Origin of the sequence: Rhodopirellula maiorica SM1 (genome assembly GCF_000346295.1) — a bacterium.
GTDB lineage: Bacteria > Planctomycetota > Planctomycetia > Pirellulales > Pirellulaceae > Novipirellula > Novipirellula maiorica.
The window spans coordinates 1-20551 of record NZ_ANOG01000593.1 but is presented as its reverse complement, the minus strand read 5'-3'; the positions used below and the strand labels follow the sequence as shown (position 1 = coordinate 20551).

General features: G+C 54.6%; 14 protein-coding genes. 5 read left to right on the top strand and 9 right to left on the bottom strand.

The window, feature by feature from the left end; all coding sequences use genetic code 11:
* The first annotated feature begins 241 nt into the window (after positions 1–241).
* On the top strand, positions 242–706 hold the full coding sequence (locus RMSM_RS18910; protein ID WP_236622203.1) for a CBS domain-containing protein: 465 nt from the start codon (positions 242–244) through the stop codon (positions 704–706).
* Positions 707–919: 213 nt separating this feature from the next.
* Here RMSM_RS18910 and RMSM_RS18905 read toward each other — a convergent pair whose 3' ends face one another.
* From RMSM_RS18905 to RMSM_RS18875, 7 genes are all read right to left on the bottom strand, one after another.
* The gene (locus RMSM_RS18905; protein ID WP_008699753.1) at positions 920–1927 is read right to left on the bottom strand and encodes a 3-keto-disaccharide hydrolase; all 1008 of its coding nucleotides are present in this window, start codon (positions 1925–1927) and stop codon (positions 920–922) included.
* An 82-nt stretch (positions 1928–2009) separates the two neighbouring features.
* The gene (locus RMSM_RS18900; protein ID WP_008699751.1) at positions 2010–3446 is read right to left on the bottom strand and encodes a sulfatase; all 1437 of its coding nucleotides are present in this window, start codon (positions 3444–3446) and stop codon (positions 2010–2012) included.
* A 95-nt stretch (positions 3447–3541) separates the two neighbouring features.
* Positions 3542–5083 (bottom strand): sulfatase family protein, encoded by a 1542-nt coding sequence (locus RMSM_RS18895; RefSeq protein ID WP_081614228.1) that lies wholly within the window; start codon positions 5081–5083, stop codon positions 3542–3544.
* 300 nt (positions 5084–5383) lie between these two features.
* A complete protein-coding gene (locus RMSM_RS18890; RefSeq protein WP_008699748.1) occupies positions 5384–6691 on the bottom strand; it encodes a DUF1552 domain-containing protein in 1308 nt (435 codons plus the stop codon).
* Positions 6692–6756: 65 nt separating this feature from the next.
* Positions 6757–9312: a DUF1592 domain-containing protein gene (locus tag RMSM_RS18885; RefSeq protein ID WP_008699747.1), complete on the bottom strand. Its 2556-nt coding sequence runs from the start codon at positions 9310–9312 to the stop codon at positions 6757–6759.
* Between the two features lie 65 nt (positions 9313–9377).
* Positions 9378–10757 (bottom strand): FecR family protein, encoded by a 1380-nt coding sequence (locus RMSM_RS18880; protein ID WP_008699746.1) that lies wholly within the window; start codon positions 10755–10757, stop codon positions 9378–9380.
* A 1-nt stretch (position 10758) separates the two neighbouring features.
* On the bottom strand, positions 10759–11316 hold the full coding sequence (locus tag RMSM_RS18875; protein ID WP_008699745.1) for a sigma-70 family RNA polymerase sigma factor: 558 nt from the start codon (positions 11314–11316) through the stop codon (positions 10759–10761).
* A gap of 180 nt (positions 11317–11496) precedes the next feature.
* Here RMSM_RS18875 and RMSM_RS18870 point away from each other — a divergent pair, with 180 nt between their 5' ends.
* The gene (locus RMSM_RS18870) at positions 11497–12795 is read left to right on the top strand and encodes a DUF1552 domain-containing protein (protein WP_008699744.1); all 1299 of its coding nucleotides are present in this window, start codon (positions 11497–11499) and stop codon (positions 12793–12795) included.
* The gene (locus RMSM_RS18865) at positions 12795–15287 is read left to right on the top strand and encodes a DUF1592 domain-containing protein (RefSeq protein ID WP_040768094.1); all 2493 of its coding nucleotides are present in this window, start codon (positions 12795–12797) and stop codon (positions 15285–15287) included. Before RMSM_RS18870 ends, RMSM_RS18865 begins: the two co-directional genes overlap by 1 nt.
* A gap of 165 nt (positions 15288–15452) precedes the next feature.
* Here the strand turns inward: RMSM_RS18865 and RMSM_RS18860 are convergent, their stop codons facing one another.
* Together RMSM_RS18860 and RMSM_RS18855 are read right to left on the bottom strand one after the other, a co-directional pair.
* Positions 15453–17030: an alkaline phosphatase D family protein gene (locus RMSM_RS18860; RefSeq protein ID WP_040768092.1), complete on the bottom strand. Its 1578-nt coding sequence runs from the start codon at positions 17028–17030 to the stop codon at positions 15453–15455.
* 487 nt (positions 17031–17517) lie between these two features.
* Positions 17518–17733 carry a hypothetical protein gene (locus RMSM_RS18855; protein ID WP_008699740.1) on the bottom strand — a complete coding sequence of 72 codons (216 nt, stop codon included), beginning with the start codon at positions 17731–17733 and terminating at the stop codon, positions 17518–17520.
* 645 nt (positions 17734–18378) lie between these two features.
* Between RMSM_RS18855 and RMSM_RS18850 the strand changes: the two genes are divergently transcribed.
* Positions 18379–18813 (top strand): AP2/ERF family transcription factor, encoded by a 435-nt coding sequence (locus tag RMSM_RS18850; protein ID WP_052031703.1) that lies wholly within the window; start codon positions 18379–18381, stop codon positions 18811–18813.
* A gap of 541 nt (positions 18814–19354) precedes the next feature.
* Positions 19355–20551, top strand: a 1197-nt coding sequence (locus RMSM_RS18845; RefSeq protein ID WP_008699735.1) for a type III polyketide synthase, incomplete at its 3' end; no start/stop codon positions are given.

The window sequence follows — 20551 nt, the reverse complement described above, 5'->3', positions numbered from 1 at the left end:
GTTAACAAAGCATCCGAAGGCGTATTCGCATTTGTTGGCGTACGCCTATCGGCTAACGGTGAATCGAAGCATTCTGAAGTCAGATTAAATAAACATGCCGTTGACGGCTTCCGCTACGGGAGGTGTGGCTTGGTATGCGGTTAGCAAAGTCATGGAGGGTATCGGTATGAATGTCCACCACTTTATTGATCGAGGAATACGAACCATGACCACAGTAGCCTCACCCACAGCCCGGGATCTGATGAATCGAGATGTTTGGACGATCTCGCCTGATATGCATCTCGCGGACATTGTTGCGTTTCTGCAAAAGCACAACATTTCGAACGCGCCCGTGACACAAAAGAACGGGGATCAAAAGCGATTGTTGGGATTCGTTTCGGAGGGGGATTGCTTGGAATTCCTTGCCAACGATCTGTTCTACGGCAATCCGAGCCCCACGCAGACAGCCGAAACGATCATGAAACGCCATCCCACTTGCGTTACGCCTGAGACCGATATCTTTACGTTGACATCGATCTTCATGAGTCACCAGTACCGCCATTTGCCGGTCGTCGACGGTCCGATGTTGATGGGGATTGTCAGTCGCCGAGACATCCTAAAATCACTCGATCGCTTCTATCGCGAGTGGTCCGAAACGCGTGATCACGAGCGTTTTCCCGTCGATCTGCATGAGATCATGAACCTGCGATTTTTGGTGGCCAAATAGTCGAACATTGAAAATCGCAGCGTGCGGCAGTGACACATGACGATAGGGCCAGTCCGCACAGATAGAAGGAGTTCTCGCCGCGTGAAGATGGGAATTCTGGCGAATCCCACTACTTGAGCATCCCCCAATGGTTGCCAAAGTAGATGGCATTGAGCGTACGCCTATCGGCTAACGGTTAAACGAAGCATTCTAAAGATGGTGAGTTCGATGATGCTAGGATTCGTTTTCCGTAACCGGTTGGAAGATGATGTTGCGATAGCGGACGGCAGTGTGATCGCCCTGTAGATACAGCGGGCCGGGGTTCAGCACGTCAGCCTGGAACGCACCGTTGGTGTTGCCGCGTATCGGTTGGTTATCGATCACCGTTTCTCCGTTGAGGACGACGGTTGCGTGCCGATCGACGATGGTGATTTCGTATTGCTGCCACTGTCCGCCCGGTTTTCCTGCGTTCTTCGTTGGTTTGATTCGGCCGAAGATGGCGCCGACGCCTTGGATTCCTTGCATGCGACTGTCGCGGTCGGTGACCTGGGCTTCGTAGGCACCACGCACGTAGACTCCGCTGTTGCCCTTTGCCGGCACGTTGAACTGGAGTGTTAATTTGCCGTCACCAAAGGTGCGGAGCGTACGCAGATTTCCGTAGCGAGAAAACGGCTCGAACGTTTCTTTGGGGGATTCATTCACCAATTCGCCATTGATGGCTTTCCAGCCATTCTTCTGTGCGGGGTTCGAAAGCGTCCAGCCTGTCAAATCGACTCCGTTGAACAATTCCATCGGCAGGCCGAACGTGACTTGCGACAAATCAGGTCGCGATGGCAGCGGCGGTAATCGTTTGCCGCGGTGGTTGGCTGTTCTATTTGCGTCACCCGCTGCGGCAGTCATTGTGATTTTGATTTTGTTGCCATCGACAATTGCGACAAAATCGCAAGGCACTCGCGGTCCGGTGGGCGGTCCACCCGGGTACTCGGCATCGCCAATCCTGCATTGACGTTTGAAGACAAGTTTGCCATCGGTGTAGGCAATGTCGTTAACGGCTTTAGGTTGTCCGACCGTCCATAACTCGGCGGACCAATCGTCGCCGCGTTGGTCGATTGTTAGCCAGCCAGCGTCTCCGTTATCCATCTGCAACGCCCAATCGCCGACGAATGATTGCGGTGGTGCGGCGGCTGCTGCGGTGACGAGCAGCAAGACGATTAACGGTGAGAAGAATATCTGTTTTGTCATGATTGTATGTCTAGGATTGCCAAGGAAGCGGGCGGGGCGTCTGGTGGTCTGATCCGCTATATCGCTCGTTGCTAAAAACAAGTCACGGAATCGATTGAACGCGTGGTTTTCTTTTCCCAACAACTTTGGTCGCTTGATCAGCGTCGTACCGAGGGTTGGGAGTTGGCATTTGTGCATTCACGCTCTCACGCCATGCGTGCAACTTGTTGGTTAACGCGGCGGTTTTCGCAGGCAGCGTTGTCGACAGATCGTTTGTTTCGCCGATATCGCGGGCGAGATCGTACAGTTCGACGCGTTTATCTTCGTGGAATTCGATCAACCGGTAATCTCCCGAGCGGATTGCGGTGTAGGGCGAGTCGCCGCCAGCGTGATAGTGCGGGTAATGCCAAAACAGATCGCGATCAAAACGATGCGTTGGATCACGAAGCACGGGGGCCAAGCTGCGGCCATCGTTGTTATGCAACTCGCTTGGTTCGATCCCAGCGATGTGTTGTAGGGTGGGAAACAAGTCCATCGTGATGATCGGTTCATCACAAACCGAACCCGCCGGCGTCACTTCAGGCCAGTAAACGATCGCGGGAACGCGGACGCCTCCTTCGTATGCCGAGCCTTTGCCGCGTCGCAGCGGCAGATTCTCGGTAAAACCATCGTGTTTCCCATTCCGCTGTGTCAGACCGCCATTGTCACTGATAAAGAGGATGACAGTGTTGCCGGTCAATTGGTTGTTTTCGAGCTGTGTCACGATCCGTCCAACGCTGTGGTCCAAGCTCGCTACCATCGCGGCGTAGGTTGGATTTGTGTGGGTTGCGTTTGGATCGACTTTGGATTCGAAGTAATCAACCAGATCCGGTCGCCCTTGGATCGGCGTGTGGGGCACGTGGTAGGCGAAATACAAAAAGAAAGGAGTTGATTTGGACTGGTCAATAAATTCGCATGCCTTGTCGGTCAGCAAGTCGGTGAGGTAGTGGGATTTGGACTCGCCGCCCGAAGGCGTTTTTATGAGGTATCCCTTCGAGCCTGGGGGACGTTCAAGCGAAACATCAAACCCTTGATCGATTGGCTTGGTGCCCTGTCCTTGTTTGCCGGTGCCGCTGAGATGCCATTTTCCGATGTGTCCGGTGCGGTAACCGCTGTGTTGCAAGACTTCAGCAATCGTCAATTCTTCGCCATCAAGACGTTTGGTCCAATCGGGGATTTGCAGCTTGGCAAAGGGGCGGTTTTGGCCTGCGATAAAATCGGTCAAATGCAATCGGGCGGGATACTTGCCGGTCATGATCGATGCACGAGTCGGCGAGCAAACGGTGCAGTTGGCATAGGCGTTGGTGAATTTGATGCCCCGCGCTGCAAGGGCATCCAAATTTGGCGTTTCGTATAGATCGCTGCCGAAACAGTTCAGCCCGGTCCAGCCAAGATCGTCTGCCAACAACAGCACGATGTTGAGACGTTCGTTCGCCGAAGATGTTGCAGTGGCAACAAATAGAGCGAGCAGCAGCGGCATCGACAAAAGCGGTTTGATCATCAGTCGCCTCGTTCAGTGACAATAATAGAGAATAGCCGGTGGGGCATTGGCGTCGATCGGCCGCCAAATTAGAAGGTAAACATGTCGCAACGAATCTATTGCCCATCCGTTGTGTCGTCGGCCGCTGCGTCGTCGGTCGCTGCGTCGTCGGCCGCTGCGTCGTCGCCGAGAAGATCTCGTAATTGTTGATCGATCTTACTGTGCACAAAGTTCACGTCTTGCTTCGCGACGTAATCACGTAGTGCGGCGGCCATCGATCGGACCACTTTTTGATTGTCCGTCACGTCGATTGAGTTCTTCAATTCATGGGGATCCTTTTCGAGATCAAACAACCAAGGTTGTTCGGAAACCGAAAAGACAAGTTTGAAGCGATCGTTGATCACAGCGAACCAGGAGGGCTTCAAACCTGATGATTGAAGGATCGCAACCTCATCCAAATCAGATTGAGTTTTTCCAGTCAACACGCCTGAAGCGTCGCGGCCTTCGACGGACTCGGGGGCTTGTTTTCCGAGTAGTGCCAACAAGGTCGGGGCGAAGTCGACCGTCCCAAACGCTTGGTCGACCCGCGTTGCGGGCGGGATGATTCCCGGGGCGGCGATCAGCATCGGAATTTTGGCACTTCCTTCGTAGGGGTTGCCTTTGTTCAATCGGCCGTGTTCGTAACACAAATCTCCATGATCCGAGGTGAATACGATGACGGTGCGGTCGGTCAGTTGCAGCTCATCGAGCGTGTTTAGAATTTTGCCAACGTTGTCATCGATACAGCGCACCATGCCGAAGTAGTGCTGCATTAGCGACGGATTGAACTTGAGTGATGCATTCCTGCCGGTTGCCGCCGCCCAGGCGGGATTTTCGCGGCTCATCGAAAACGACAATGGCGGCCGAATCGCCATGTCGGCGAACATCGTGTCGTAAGGAGCTCGGACTGTATTGGGGCCGTGCGGGTCGGGGATACTGAGGTGGTAACAGAACGGTTCGTTGGCGTGCTCGCGAATAAAGTCCACGGCACGGTCGGCTAGCCAATCGGTCGCGTAGGTTTGCTCGTTCGCGTCGCCGACGTTGTAATTGGGGGCGTCTTTTTGATTCCGCGACCCGACCCGCGGACCCGAATCGGCGATCTCCAAATTCTTCCAGTGGCCGCGGTTGAACATAAATCGATTATCCGCAAACCCGAATTGACGTTTGGGAGCCCACTGAGGTTTTCCAGGTCCATCGAGATGCCATTTTCCCGCATAACCGGTTGAATAGCCATCACGACGCAGCACCTCGGCAAAGGTGACGATGTCGTTGCGATAGGGTTGGTCGTTGGAGTGGGCGCCGGTTTTATGCGGCGGGACCCCCGAGAAGAATGCGGCCCGCGACGGGGTGCAAACGGGACTGGTGGCGTAAAACGACGTGCAGATTACTCCTCGATTTGCGATCGAATCGATGGACGGCGTCTGGACCACGGCGTCATCACCCCAGACAAACGCCTGGTCCGGAGGCAGTGTTTCTCGATAAGCCCCGAGCGTTCGGAAATTATGCTCGTCGGTTTGAATGATCAATACATTTGGAGAGTCTTTGGCAATGGACACGTTGCAAAGCAGGACCGTGCCAATGAGCACTAAGAATAGGATCGAGTCGCGTGAGGTTCTCATGGTGAATCAGCCGATGGGGGCGAGAAGGAGCGAGGAGGAACGCGAACAGGTGATTGTAGCGGGTTGTCGGAGGGCTTGCGGAAATGACCGCTTCGATTTTAGGAAGGTTTGCTGGGGCGACGAAACTCTTGGCGATTAATTGATCGAGTGAGCCGTGACGCATCAGCGGCCGGGTTCGATGCATTACCCGGTGCCTTACGGCCCACGGCTCAATATACCTACGAAACTTTTGGCGAGTTTCGTTGCGGCGGAATATGGAAAGGGGAGGGCTGATGACAGGCTGGAAGCCTATCCCACATTCTAAGCTGCAAACAACTCGTCGATTACGCCGGTGGAATCGCCGAACGAGGCGGCGTTGATCCCGCTGCCCCGCAACATGCTGAGCCAGAGATTGCAGAGCGGCGTTTTGCGATCACTCATCACGAGATGGCGGCCTTGTTTGATCCCGGCTCCGCCGCCGGCGATCAGCGTTGGGCAGTTGTTCAGGCTGTGAACCGAACTGAGGTTCGATCCAAACGTGATCGTGCAGTGATCCAGCAGACTCGAGCCATCGGATTCCCTGGTGGCTTTCAACTTGTCAATGAATTCAGCCAACAGTTTTGCGTGGGTCGTATCGCGGTTCATCGAAACCGTGCGACGTTCGCCTTCGGAATAATGACTCATCGTATGCGATGTCATGGTTGCGCCGAGACTTTGAATCAGCGAGTCGGATGGCATGCGGTAGGTGAAAACTCGCGAAGCATCGACTTGCATTGCGGCGACCATGATGTCATACATCATGCGAATTTCTTCGACACCTTCGAGCGATTCGTTTGGTTCCTTCACTGGATCTTTTGGCTGTCGCTTGTCGATCGTCAACCATTTATCTTCCTTGGCCAGTCGCACTTCGATTTCGCGAATCGATTGCAAGTACTCTTGCAATTTCTGTTTGTCGGTGGCGTCGAGTTTTCGATTCACCGCGTTTGCATCGGTCATTACCGTATCTAAAACGCTGCGATGTTTGGCTAATTGTTGTTTCCGTTCGGCTAACGGCGTAGTGTCGTTTGAAAAGATTTTGTGGAACGCCGCGACGGGGGTTTCGATCCCCGCGACGGGTTTTCCCGATCGATTCCAGGCTAGGGAACCGCCGGGACCGTGACCGTCCGACGCGTAGCCGACTTTTGCCGCGAGCTGCAGCGAGGTAAATCGCGTCTGTTCGCCAAGCACTTCGGCAGCAACTTGATCGACCGAGACTGTGTTGTGGAAACTTTGTCCGGGAATGGCGTAGCGATTCGCGCCGGTCAACCAGAATGTGCTTCCGCTATGCCCGTCGGCCGAATATTGATGCATCAGATTTTGGATGATGCTGAGGTCCTTCTTGTGCCGCTGCAATGGCTTGAGCACGCCTGGAAGATCGTAGTCTTCGCCGACCGTGTTGACATCGGGATACCAACGATCCGCAGTCACTCCGAATCCCATTCCCAGGAAAATCAGACGTTTCGGCGGCGTTTTCGGCGATGACTCCGACGCATAAGAGGGCCGGGCAAGGCCGAGTGACTCCAGGAACGGCAATCCGATCAACGCGGTACTGCTGCGAAGGACGCGGCGTCGATTTAGCTTGTAATTCATCTTTATCTTTCCGTTTGGTGAGTTTATTCGATTGGATTGGAAATGCCTAAACACACGCGGCATCGTTATTTCGTGCGAAACGCGGACGACTGGGTGAGTGCATGGATAAACGCACTCACTTCGTAGCCGTTTTTGTTTGCATAGGACAATATTTCGTTAGCCAGAGCATCGTCAGTGAATCCGTAGGGACGGCCCAATCCGTATCCAATCAGAGATTCAGTAAAACCGCGAGCAAAATCCTCGCCTCGTTCTGACACCGCGTCACGCAGTTCGTTGTAATTGGCGAACTGTCTCCCATCTGGCAACTGGCCACTTGCGTCGATCTCGAACTCCTTCAGTTTCTTTCGTTTACGGTAGGCTCCCGGGGACGTAATCACTTCGGTGTCACGCCACAGCCCTGCGGCATCAAAGTTTTCCAAGCCGTATCCGATCGGGTCAATCTTTTGGTGACAATTGGCACACTGTGGCTGTTCCTGGTGGGCGCGGGCGAGATCGCGGGCGGCAAGCAGTTGTCCATCCAAGCGGCTAAGCATGGGAACGTTGGGAGGGGCAGGCGGCGGAGGATCGTTCAGCAAGTGACGCAAGACCCAAACGCCGCGTTCCACCGGAGAGGGTCGTTGGCCGTCGGAGCCCATCGCGAGCACCGCCGCAGTACCCAGCAGTCCGCCACGTTTTGAATCGTTGGGAACAGGAACTTTGCGAAACGCGTGGCCATCGACACCAGGGATTTCATAGAAATCGGCGAGCACGTCGTTGATGACAACAAAATCGGCATCAAGCAGCGTTTGAAGCGGCAGCCTTTCATCCAAAATCAGTTGAAAGGTTTGAAAGATTTCTTCGCCAGCACATTCACGCGCGGCATTGTCAAACGTTGGGAATTGAACGCCGTCGTACTGGAACATTCCCAAACGTTCCATTTGCAACCATTGATAGACGAAACCTCGTACAAACTTGTCGGCTCGGGCGTCCGCGATCATCCGCGTGGTCTGTTGGCGAAGCACATCGTTATCGAGCAATTCGCCGGTACGCCCGAGCCGGGTCAGCTCATCGTCGGGCGGAGCACTCCATAGAAAATACGACAATCTGACCGCCAACTCATTCCCATTAAGCATGGGACGAACGCCGTCCGCGGTGCCGGGTTCGGCGTCTTCGATCATGTACAAAAAGCTTGGCGAAGCAAGGATGATTGACAGCGTGTCGATCAATGCCTCCGTCTGACTTTGCCCCTCGGCGCGATTATCGTGGTACCGTTGGTTCAATTGATCGAGGTACTCGCGATTGGCAGGTTTGCCGCGGAATGCGCGTTCGGCGAACCGCCGCAGCACTTCGCCGGCATAGCGTTGCTCGGTCCAATCGGCCGGTTTCTCAAACAAAATTTGCGTCGCTAACTGTTCACGGTTCCCGTCGGGTTCGGGACCGGTCAACTCGGCCCAATCGATCCACAGCCCAGGCGGCGTACCGATCCCGTTGGCCTGCATATCAATGGTCGCTTGATTCTTGTCAGCTCGATCTTGGTGACTGCGTTGATGAATCCAGATCTGCTTTTTCTCGCCCGGACGATGAACAAACGAAAATTGGATGATCTCGGGGGCCGACAGTGGGGCAGTGACTTTTCGCCAGCCAAGTCGGGTACGTCCGGTGCCAAAGCCTTCAGAGAATTCGAGGTAATGCAAACGTCCTCTGGCGTCAGGGTAGGCCGCCGCTCTCACTCGAATGGTGTAACGCCCGTCCTGTGACTCATGCAGCACTGGCAGCTTTACCTTCGTATAGCCACCCTGTTTGATCGTCATGATCAACGTGATGCCTGTCTTGGTTTCCGGGCGATTGAGGTAGTCTTCCATTAACGGAAGCCACTCGATGCGGCGTTGTCGTTTGGCTTGATACGCATCCAGAAATCCAAAATCCGAAGCAGGCTTTTCCGTTTGAGATAGAAATGCGTCTGCACGTCGACGCGTGTCTCGCATCTGCTCGGCTGCGGCGGCATAGTGCGGCGTGTACTCGTCTTCGGGTTCGACACGAACGGTGCGCATCTTCGTTGGTTTTTGCGGCGACAATGCCAATTCAAGGGAGCGACGGGCCGATGCGAGGTATTGTTCGATTTGGTCGCTCGACATGAACAGCGACGCGCCCTGTGTATCAAATCCCGAGGTCGCTTGATCATCGGGCAACACGGATACATCCGGACGTACCCCGAGAAGCGATTCGACGGTGTTGGCGTACTCGCGACGGTTCAGCCGCCTAAGGGTGACGACACCTCCGGTGTCACTGAGCCGTTTTCGGGCGATCACCATCTGTTCGGAGAGGTCCTTTAGAAACGCCGACTTCTGGTCGTCCGAGATAGGTTCGGCGTCAGCGGGCGGCATTTCGCCCGAGTTGATTGCGTTGAGCACTTTGGCCCAGCGTTCGGCGTTTTCGATGTCCTTGGCGATGTCGAACGAAAGCTGCTCGAGATTGACGCCCGCTTCTTCGGAAGCGGCATCGTGACAATCAAAGCAGTATTGTTTGAAAACCGCAGCATGTTTGGCGGGCATCGTGGCGGGGGACGCCGTCGATTCGTCGGCCGAACAGACCGGTTCGTTTGCACAAGCGACCAAAGTTGCGAGCAGCGTGCACGCGGTCATGTTGATCGATCTGGTGAACCGATCTAAAGGAAAAAGTAGCATACGAATGATTCAGCCATTAATTACTAAAGTGAAAATTCGAGAATAGGTCCCGATGCTTCGGGGTGCGAATCGCTGGCGAAGGCGTGAACCAAACCTGGCCCTTCGCCATCGATTTGTCCGGTTTCGCGGTCGATGATTAGAGTGACTGGTTGATCGGAACGAGACTTCAGGAATTCCAGAAGTGTTTCATTTTCGATACCAAAACTGCCTCGTTGAACACTGCGTGGTATTTCGAATGTTCCCAGCAGCACACCGTCTTCGGGGCCCGGTGCGTCCTCCCATCGACTTTCGATGACCCAATCGCTTTTTGCATCATTGGTCAATCCGTAGACGGCAAAACGATTGATTTTTGGTAGCCGGCTGGCGAACCCAATTCCGCTCGGCACCAAGTTCAAACGCAGCCGAGCGGACTTCACCGCATCAAATTCAATATCGCTGACATCGAACGAACACATCGCTCGTTGATCCCAAGGACCCGCGGCGCCGCGTTTTACCATCAGCAGCTCAGGATGGTGACGCTTTTTTCGTTTGTTGTTGCGGATCACCGAGGTCGTACGTCCCTCGGTTCCAACACGCAGCACTTGAGGCGACTGTTCGAGTGACCGTTCGGCAAGCTGGCCATCGAACGTGGTCAATCGTTGCTGAGAAATCGATGCCGATTGACGATCGGTTAGTCGTGCATTTTCGCCTGTCGAAACGAGGTGCACCGAAATTTCGCCTTTAATCACTTCGAAATCCGATGGTTTTCCCTCGCCAGAGACTTTTACGGCAAACTCGGTTCCATGATCGACAACGTAGCCGTCGGGTGTTTCCAGAACGAATCCGATCGCAGGCTTTGGCACGCTGACCACGGCGGCTCCGTCGAGCAGTTTTCCACGCATTGGCGAGATTAGTACCAAATTGGCAGGTGCTTCGATCATCACCTCGGCGCCAGAGCGAAACCGTACCGTCGCAATGCCAGCGACCAATTTCATTACTCCCGGCGTCAAATCGGATCCCGGCGTCGTTGGCAGCGAACTTTCCCAGGCGGCATTTTCGGTCGACAATAAGGTGGCGACCGCAGCCGCGTCGTCGGTGGTCGGCACCAGCCACGCCGGCGAATACAAGACGACCGCGAGAATCGATGCGGCGATGGCAAAGAGGATCATCGCGAAGGCATTCGTTCGCGAAGTCTGCGTTGCGGCACTGCCGGCTGGTTCGATCGACGAACCCGTGGCGGGCTTGATCGCGTCATCGACCGCCTGTTCAAACGCCACGTCGCGAAGCCCGGTGTCCATTGCCGCAGCAATCACGAATTCACGACGCAGTTCGGCGTCATGAACCAACCTGTCATTAAGTTCGTTGGCTTCGGCTTCACTGACTTCGCCGATCAGATAGCGATGGATAAGTAATTTAGGATCCATTTCAGGACATCTCCGGCTCAAGTTGTCCGCGGATACACGACGCCAACCTTTGACGCAGTCTTCCTAGTAATTTGTAAAGTGCATTGACCGATTTGCTGCCTCGGTCGGCAATCTGTTTCACTCGCCCGTCGCCCGCGTAGGGAGCCAACAACAGTTCCCGGTGAGGCGGCGTAAATTGGGTCAAACAGACCGCCAGTGCGGAGCGAATTGCGACAATTTCATCCGCGTCCATCGTCTCGGCCTCGTCCGCGATCAATTCGAGCACCTGTTGGCTGAGCACGTGCCGATCCCGACGCAGTTTGTCGACGGCGGAGAGGCATTTGAACCGCACGATCACTTTGGCCCACGGCAGAAAGCCGGCTTGGTCGTGGAGTTGCCCCAATTTTTCCCACATCGTGACGCTGGCTTCTTGCAGCGTGTCATCGACTAGCTGCCAATCGGGCAAAATTGAACGCGCAAACGCTCGCAATGCCGGTTCATGCTTGATAAATAACCGCATGAACTCGCCTTCGGGCAGTTTTTCGAGGGTGGCGGGATCGTGTTGATTTGCGTCTTCCATAATTTCCTATTCGCCTAGCAGATCCGACCTGCCGCTTTTCTGACAATAAATTCCGCAAGATAGACAGTGTGTCCGATCCAATTCAATTTTGTCGCGGTTAAAAAGCGTATAAATTGTTCAGCGGGACGCCCCGTCCGATTCGCCGCCTGATCCTCTGAAGCCTGCCCAACCGAGCCTCTTATGAGCAACTTCCATCGCCGCCAACTTCTTCGTGCCGCAGGCGTTTCTGTATGCCTGCCGATTTTTTCATCGATGCGAGTCAGCGGAAAGGAAGCCTCTGAGCAATCAACGGGGCCAAAACAACGGATGGTTTGCATCGGGAACATGTTGGGGTTCCACCCCGAAGCATACTGGCCCACCGCCACCAATGCCAAATCCGGCGATGGATTGACCATTCATCGCGACTTTTCGCTCGGGCGGTCCACCGCGCCGCTGAAGGCGATTTCGGATCGGATGACGATGATTTCCGGTTTGGATCACGATACCGCCGGTGGCCACTTTTCCGTGCACTCGTTTCTATCGGGGGTACGCCAGATTGATGCCAAAACGATGCCGGACGCGAACGTCACCATCGATCAATACGCTGCCGAAACGATTGCCGGCCAGACACGGTTTCCCTCGCTGACCGTTGGCAGCGAAAGTGGTATCCATGGCGGTTGCCAATTGTCATGGACTCGTACCGGCACCCGCGTTCCGCCGATCACAGGTCCCGAACAGTTGTTTCAAGTCCTGTTCGTCGGCAATAGCGAAAAAGACAAGGTGGCTGCCGCCGACCGTTTCAAACTGCAAGGTTCGATCTTGGATTTGGTTCGTGGCGATGCCCATCGCTTCGGCCGCACACTGAACCAGCAAGACCGCAACAAGTTGGACGAGTATCTGACATCGGTGCGTGATGTAGAGAAGCGAATCGGGCTGCGACGCAATTGGATCGACGTACCCAAGCCTGAGCCGCCGTTGGATCGCCCGAAGAACCGCAACATGGTCGAAGATCTGCCGCTACTGTATGATCTGATCGCGTTGGCGATGCAAACCGATTCGACGCGAATCGCGACGCTGGAAATCGGCGGCGATTTCAATCCACGTGATCTTGGTGTCGACGGCGACTATCACGCGTTGTCCCATCACGGACAATTGACCGAGCGGATCGAGGCGCTGGTGAAGTTGGAAACCTACCAAATCGAGCAGTTTGTCCGCTTCGTCGAAAAATTATCAGCAACGAATGAGGGGGATCATCGCTTGCTCGAGCAAACTTCGGTGCTGTTTGGCAGCGGAATGGGCAACGCCAATTCGCACCACAATAAAAACCTGCCAGTTATCTTAGCGGGAGGCGATTTCAAGCATGGTCGTTTGTTGGCGTTCGATCAAGACTCAGTTCACCGGCCTCCGTTGACGAATCTATTTGTATCGATGTTGCAAAAGTTCGGCGTTGAGACCGACCGTTTTGCCACCAGCACCGGAACGCTGCGAGGTTTGGCGTGATGCGGTGGTCCAATGTTTACTCCTTATTTATTAGCTTCACGCTGCTGTTTGCGATTCCATGGGGTGGTGGGAACGGATCGGCCGTTGCGGTGGAGCCCGCGTTCGCTTTCCTGGAAAACTACTGTATCGAGTGCCACACGGCGGATGACCCCGGCGGTGAACGCGAGTTTGAAACACTCGACTTTGCCAACACGCACCTTGATACACAAATCAAGCTGCAGGAAATCATTGACCAATTGACGCTGGGCAGCATGCCGCCCGAGGATGCGGATCAACCGAGTGATGTCGAACGCGTCGGCGCGATCGAGCAATTGACTGGGGTGCTCGAATCGATGCGTGCGAAAACGAGCAGTACCGGAGGGCAAAGCGTGCTGCGTCGTTTGTCACGCCGCGAATATCGCAACACCGTCGGCGACTTGCTCGCCATCGACATGACCATGTTTGATCCGACGATGGAGTTTCCCGCCGACAACTTGTCTCATCATTTCGACAACATCGGCGACACGCTGGTGACGTCAGGGCACTTGCTGGAAAAATACCTGGACGCCGCGGATCACTGCGTCGAGAAATCGCTCGCACTGACTCAGCCGCCGAAAACGCAAGAATGGGTTTATCAGGATGATTTTGTCCAGCAGCCCGAGCTGAACCGCGCCCACCGATTGGCGTTCAACTACAAACACTTGGTGTTGTACGATCACCCGCTGAATGAAAAGCCAGAAGGCGCATACGGACATCTGCATCGGTTTGCCGATGGTGTTCCCGTGGACGGGATGTACGAAGTGAAAGTGCTGGCCGAAGCGTTACACCGCGACACGCCTTACAACAAGCGGACGACCTTCATCGACTTGGACGAACCGTTTCGGATGGGGATTCGTCCCGGCGACACGTCGCTTGGCGATATGGTTCATACGCAGCCAATCCAGCCCAAGTTGGCCGAGGCGGTGATCGACGACGACGAATTGAAATGGTACACGTTCAAAATTCCGCTGGACCGTGGATTTGCTCCGCGTTTTACCTTTGAAAACGGACAGCATGACGTTCGTGGTGCTTACACGCGAGTGTTCCGAAATCACGTCGATACGTTGCCCGCGAGTGTCCGCGACGGAAAAGGAATTGTCGCGTGCCGGAACGCGGTGATCAAATACGGCCAATTGCCGCAAATTCGTATCCATGAAGTCCGCATTCGCGGTCCCGTGGATGTCCAATGGCCAACGCAAAGTCAACAAAGGCTGCTTGGTGGAGCAAGCTTCGCTGAGGAAAACGCATCCGAGCTCATTCGTGAGTTTGCATCACGAGCTTATCGTCGTCCTGCCACGGCGGAGGAGGTCGCGGGGCTGGTTCGTTTGTATGAAAGTCGAATTCGTAGTGGAGGCTCTCCGTTTCAGGCCTATAAGGACACGCTCAAAGCCGCCTTGTGTTCGCCAGCGTTTCTGTATTTCAGCCCCCCGGATTCCGCGGCGACGAACGAGTTGTCACAGCACGGTTTAGCGGAACGGCTGTCGTACTTTCTAACGTCGTCGATGCCCGATGATCGCTTGCGAAGGTTGGCGGACGAAGGCCGATTGGATGAACCACAAACACTACGTGACGAAACAAAACGGATACTTGGCAGTCGAGCTTCGGATGCATTTGTAGCGGATTTTTTGGACAGCTGGCTCAACTTGCGAGCCCTGGGCAGCATGCCGCCGGATCCGAAAGCGTCACGCGAGTACTACGCGGCCGGTTTGGAGCCGGAAATGAAACAGGAAACACAGCTGTTCCTGCGTGATTTGATTGACCGCAACGCTTCGGTGTTGTCGTTCTTGAATGCCAACTACTCGTTCGTCAATCGAGACTTGGCCAAGTTGTACGGCGTCGAAGATCAAGTTCCGGTCGACGAGGCGGCCGATTTTCACCGTGTTGTATTCCGTGACAAACGGCGTGGCGGTCTGCTTGGACAAGCTAGCGTGTTGACGGTATCAGCCAATGGCATCGAAACATCACCCGTGGTCCGCGGCGTGTGGTTATTGGAAAATGTAGTCGGTACGCCGACGCCTCCGCCCCCGGATGACGTGCCGACGCTGGATCCGGATGTTCGCGGCGCAAAATCGATCCGCGAACAATTGGTCCGTCACAGCGAGTCGGCGGCATGCAACCTTTGCCACCGCAAAATCGATCCGCTCGGTTTTGCACTCGAAGGCTTTGACCCGATCGGTCGCGTTCGCCAGTCCTACGATGCTCGCGGCAAGCAAACGATTGATACGTCTGGGGTTCTGCCCGGCGGCGAAACGTTTTCGGGACCCGCTGAACTGCGTCAGCGGCTATTGGAACGAAAAGAATTCTTCGTCCGCACCGTCACCAATCGGTTGCTCAGCCACGCGCTCGGTCGCCGTATCGAGGCGAGCGATCGCAGGGCGGTCGATGCGATCATCGGCCAAGTTCGGGCGGATGATTATCCGACGGCCGACTTGATCGCGGCGATTGTCACCAGCGATCTGTTTCAGCAGCGTTAGTATGAGCTGTGAAATCATTGGGGGTGACGTCATCATTTTTAGTTGCGTCACTTTTCTGCCACCTCTGCATCGACTTCGTCGGTGCAGAGGTGACTGCTGAATCGTCCGGCAGAAAAACTCACCCACAATATCTGGTGTCAATCTCAACGACATAGCCGCTGGTGCCTAAACCCTTGCGGCGCCTGCTTTGCCGTTTTCGATCACGAACGACGCTTTGGTTTCGATCGGCGATCCTGGCTTATCGACGAACGGGGTGGTGCGGAAGTGCGACGTCCACGACTCGGGCGTGATGTCGCACGAGACATAGCCGCGGTTGGAATTGTACCAGCGAACAAAGTCGTTCTGAGCAGCGGCACGCTCATACTCGGAAATCACATTGCCGCCGTTACCGCCGGACGTCATCGCGGTGCCAACCAATTCCGTACCGACGACTGGCGATTTGGGGTCTTGGAAGTCGAGTTGCAGATCGTTGACCCAATTGACGTGGATGTCTCCAGTCAAGACGACGGGATTGGAGATCGATTTTTCGTGAAAGAAGTTTAACAAGCGGCGGCGGTTCACCTCATAACCCGGCCATTGGTCCATGCTATAGCGATGGTCGTCACCTTCGCCACGATTCAGCGGTGCCATCATGACTTGTTGGGCAAGCACGTTCCAGGTCGACGACGAGTCTTGCAAACGTTGCATCAACCACTTTTCTTGTTGGTCGCCCAACATTGTGGCTTTCTGGTCAAACACCTTGCCCGTCATCGGTTTTTGATGATCGCCATTGGGTTGGTCGGTACGATATTGCCGCGTGTCGAGCACGTGGAAATTGGCAAGTCGACCGTATTGGCAACCTCGATACAGCTTCATGTTTGGCCCTTGCGGAAACGAACTGCGCCGCAGCGGCATGAATTCGTAGTAGGCTTGATAGGCCGCAGCACGCCGCGCCAAAAACGCTTCCGGCGAGACGCCGTCCTGTTCGGACACAAGGTTCGCGTAGTTGTTGTCAAACTCGTGATCGTCCCAGGTTACCAGCCAAGGAAACAGGCGATGTGTTTCTTGAAGCGTTTCGTCGAGTCGATATTGCGAATAGCGAGTCCGATAATCGTCGAGGGTTTCGATTTCGCCGCCGATATGTTTGCGCGGACGCTTGTCTGCTCCGGCGTACTCGTAGATATAGTCGCCAAGATGAATGACGAGATCGAGGTCCTCACGTTGCATGTGGGGATAACCGTTGAAATAGCCGGTCTCGTAATGTTGACACGAAGTGAACGCAAAACGGATGCGATCGGGCGTCGCGTCAAAAGCCGGAGCGGTGCGAGTTCGGCCTGTGGGGCTGGTCTCGTTGCCTGCGTGAAATCGATAGAAATACCAGTGATGGGGTTTCAGCCCGTCGACTTCGACATGCACCGAATGTCCAAGATCAGGAGTCGCCACCGCATCACCGCGACGAACGACGTTGGCAAACGATTCGTCGGTGGCGACTTCCCATTGTGTTCGCACCGATTTGTTTTGCATCCCGCCTTGTTCAAGTGGCTTCACCGCCAACCGCGTCCAGATCACAACGCCATCCGGCGCTGGGTCACCCGAGGCAACGCCAAGTGTAAATGGATTGTCGCTAAAATGCGGCTTCTCGGTGACTTCGGCTTGAGCTCGCAGCGCCAGCGTCGGTATCGCCGACACGGTCGCCATATAACGCAAGAAGTCGCGGCGCTCGATTCCATACCAACGTCGCTTTGATTGGGCCGGGGATGTCATGGGCAAAGGTCCTTGCTGATCGATGGTGGGACAGAGGGGAGGGGATGTTGGGTAAAACGTCGATACCACAAACGAGGTCGGCGGAATTCCCATTGAGGGGACACGCATTATACAACCACGGGTGAGGCAACGTTCCTGCGGCCGCAATGATAAGAAACGCTGCTGAAGCATCAACGCCGGGCGACGCGCCAGATCAGCCACCTCTGGGGGGCAGCGATCACACAGTTTCTTACTTCAACGCGTCGTCCTAGTCATCGACCTCTTACATTATCGACTCGGATCCGGATTGATGACGACAGCGTTTGTTCCCGTGTTTACCGAGTAAAAGCGAAGGCTAGAGAGACGTAGGAGGCGTGGTTTCTCGGGCGACCAACCGGTTGGCACAGAACCGTGGCAAACATCGTCCACACGGCCGGCACATGGACTCTTCACACAAGCTTGTTGTGCTTTTTACGAGCCGAGTTCGAATAGCTGCTGTACAACCAGCTCAAGAATCCACTGCAACATCAGTTACTTGGTAATGAGAATCAATCGCATTGAATTCGTTTGCCAAGTTGTTGATGTGGATGAAGATGAATAGAACATAATGATTCGCCGCGCGATTCAACGACGATGAAGAGACGTCGAGACCGAAACGATTACGTCCGACGCGATCTTCGGAGGCGACACGTTCATGGGTGTCACCATTTTGATGTCGATTCATTGCAACCGAACGATATAAAACCACAGACTTCGACTAGAAAGCCGGTTGCATCGATCGTCTGGTTGCATCGACACTGCGGCAGGTGACACATTGATGCAAAGTTCTTGTCGCGTTTGATCCAATGCAATAGATTGACGTCTATGTGGGCTCGACGGCCCCGACTCCGATGCCCGCTTTCGGATTCACGAAGGCAGGACAGAGGTCATCTTGATGCAACCGGAGCGAGTGCGAGTCGCAACGAATTGGAACAACGTCGGGCAGTGGATCGAACCACAAGTGACACGGCTCGACGAAAGAAGACGCAAGAAATTTTAACGGAGGCGTCTCGTCCAACGGGGCGACATGACGCCCAAGTGTGTCGTTGGTAGAGGTCCAGACGATGCGTTGGAGTGCGCCTCAGAGGCGTCGGTTTGAAAAAAACGAGACGTCGTCGGTTAAGTCGGTTGTCACTTCGAATCGCGTCTCAAATCCCCAGCCAGGGGTAGAAATGGCTCTCCGATGTAACCTATCGCAATTTTTTTGCGTAAAATTTGCGCCAAGATAGGTGTACAATATAGTGAACGTCTCTGGCAACCTGTTTTTGGCGTCTACAATTGATCCCATTAGTTGGACACCCGTTTTTACTCGTAATGTAGTTGAACATCGATGAGTGCGAATCGAAACATCACACGTATTGACCGTGACAGTTCTGGGGGCTTCCTTGTGCGTTTGATGCGCAAGGGAAAGAAGCACACCAAGTTTTTTGCTGACAACGAATATGGTGGAAAACGCAAGGCACAAGCCGCTGCGAAAAAATTCCGCGATGAGTTGGAAAGCAAGTTGAAGGGCTACACGCCACAACAATTGTCGAAAATTGTACGCTCCAACAACACCTCCGGTGTGGTCGGGGTTCGGCTTGTCGAAGAGGTCGATTCTCGCTGGCCTTCAAAGCCGACCTACCAGTACTGGGTAGCTCAGTGGAGCCCAAGTAAGGGTGTACGAAAGACACAACGCTTCTCCGTTGAAAAGTACGGTCACGACGAAGCTTACAAGCTGGCCGTTAAAGCGCGTGCCAAAGGTGTCGCGAGCATGAAGTCGTAAGCGAACTCGGAATCGATGATCACGGTAAAGTTTTATACTTTAACATGAGCTGTGCCGAATTCTTGATCGAACGTTACCACGCAGCTATGCGTCGCCATGCTTTTGTGGGGCATATAAGCCTGGTCTAGGCGGACGGAACGATCACGGATTCTTCGTTCGATTTGAATCGCTGAGATGTGTGTGCTAACCGTCCAATGGGCGGTTAGCGTGTACGTATGTGCACATGTTACGCTGTGGCTGTATCGTCTCAGGCGGGCAGAGGACGTACATTCACCCCTCTCTACGGGGCAAATTCACCCATTTCAGCCGCCGTTTTGCCCAGAAATCTCGTTTGCCATTATGCAGATTCGTTCTGCCATGGATAATGGGGGCTTAACCGAGGGTGAAACGTCGAGCAGCGGGGCTGGTCCGGCTCCCGCGTTTCTTCATCCATTTGCCTCCGACACTCTCGCTTGGCTTCCCTCATTTGCCAGTCTGTAATCATTTTGAATAGACTGACGCCAAGTCGATAGCAGTATCTAGCCATTAGGAATGCACGAGTATGAAGATCCATGGTATGGGAACCGCTCTACCGAGTCTTTCCGTAACCCAAGAAGTCTCCGCTGAAATTGCCAACGGAATCTGTTGCGAGAACGATCAACAACGACGCCTGCTGTCGACCTTGTATCGTCGAACCGGGGTCAAGTCGCGTCACAGCGTGCTGTTGGAATCGGACTCCGACGCGTCGCTCGATGGTAGCGACGTCTCCTCGGCGGCGGTGGGTGCCGCCGCTACGAATGGAACCGGAGCTCAGGTTGGCGGAACGCAAGTTGTTGAACCACAGCCAGCGAGTTCAGCCACACTTTTGGATCGCGCAAACCAGTCGTTTTACTGGCCGGCCAACAACGCGACGGACCGGGGACCCACCACGGCACAACGTTTGGTTGCCTACCGCGACCATGGCGAGGGGTTGGCGGTTGAAGCGTCTCAGCAGGCGTTTGCCGATTGTGACGTTCGTCCGGACGAGATCACTCATCTGGTGACCATTTCCTGTACTGGATTTCATGCTCCGGGCGTCGATATCGCGTTGATTCGCCAGCTTGGGTTGCCCGCCACGGTATCACGAACCAACGTGGGCTTTATGGGATGCCATGGTGCGATGAACGGACTTCGCGTCGCCAAGGCGTATGCTGACGCCGATCCAAATGCACGCGTCTTGGTGGTGGCGGTTGAGTTGTGCAGTTTGCATCAACAATACGGTTGGGAGCCTCAACGGATCGTCTCGAATTCCTTGTTCGCCGATGGTGCCGCGGCAGTCATTGGATCGGGATCGGACAAAGCCGAAGCCGAGCAAGTGACATTGACGAGCAGTTATTCGGCGATCATCCCCGACACCGAAGAGATGATGTCGTGGGCGATTGGTGATAACGGTTTCGAGATGTATTTATCGGCCGAAGTACCTGACGTGATTCGCCGTGCGACTCGCGAGCCGCTCGACAAATGGTTGAACCAGTCCGGTTTGTCGCTAGCCGAGATTCAATCTTGGGCGATTCATCCCGGCGGGCCTCGCATTTTGGATGCGTGTGGCGAATCGCTGTCACTCAGCGAATCCGACTTGGACGCCTCACGTAGCGTATTGAGTCGTTGTGGAAACATGTCCTCGCCTACCGTTCTATTTGTGTTGAACGAGTTGCTCAGTAGCGGGCAGAAGCCTCCGACGTTAATGCTTGGCTTCGGGCCAGGTTTGGCGATGGAAGCC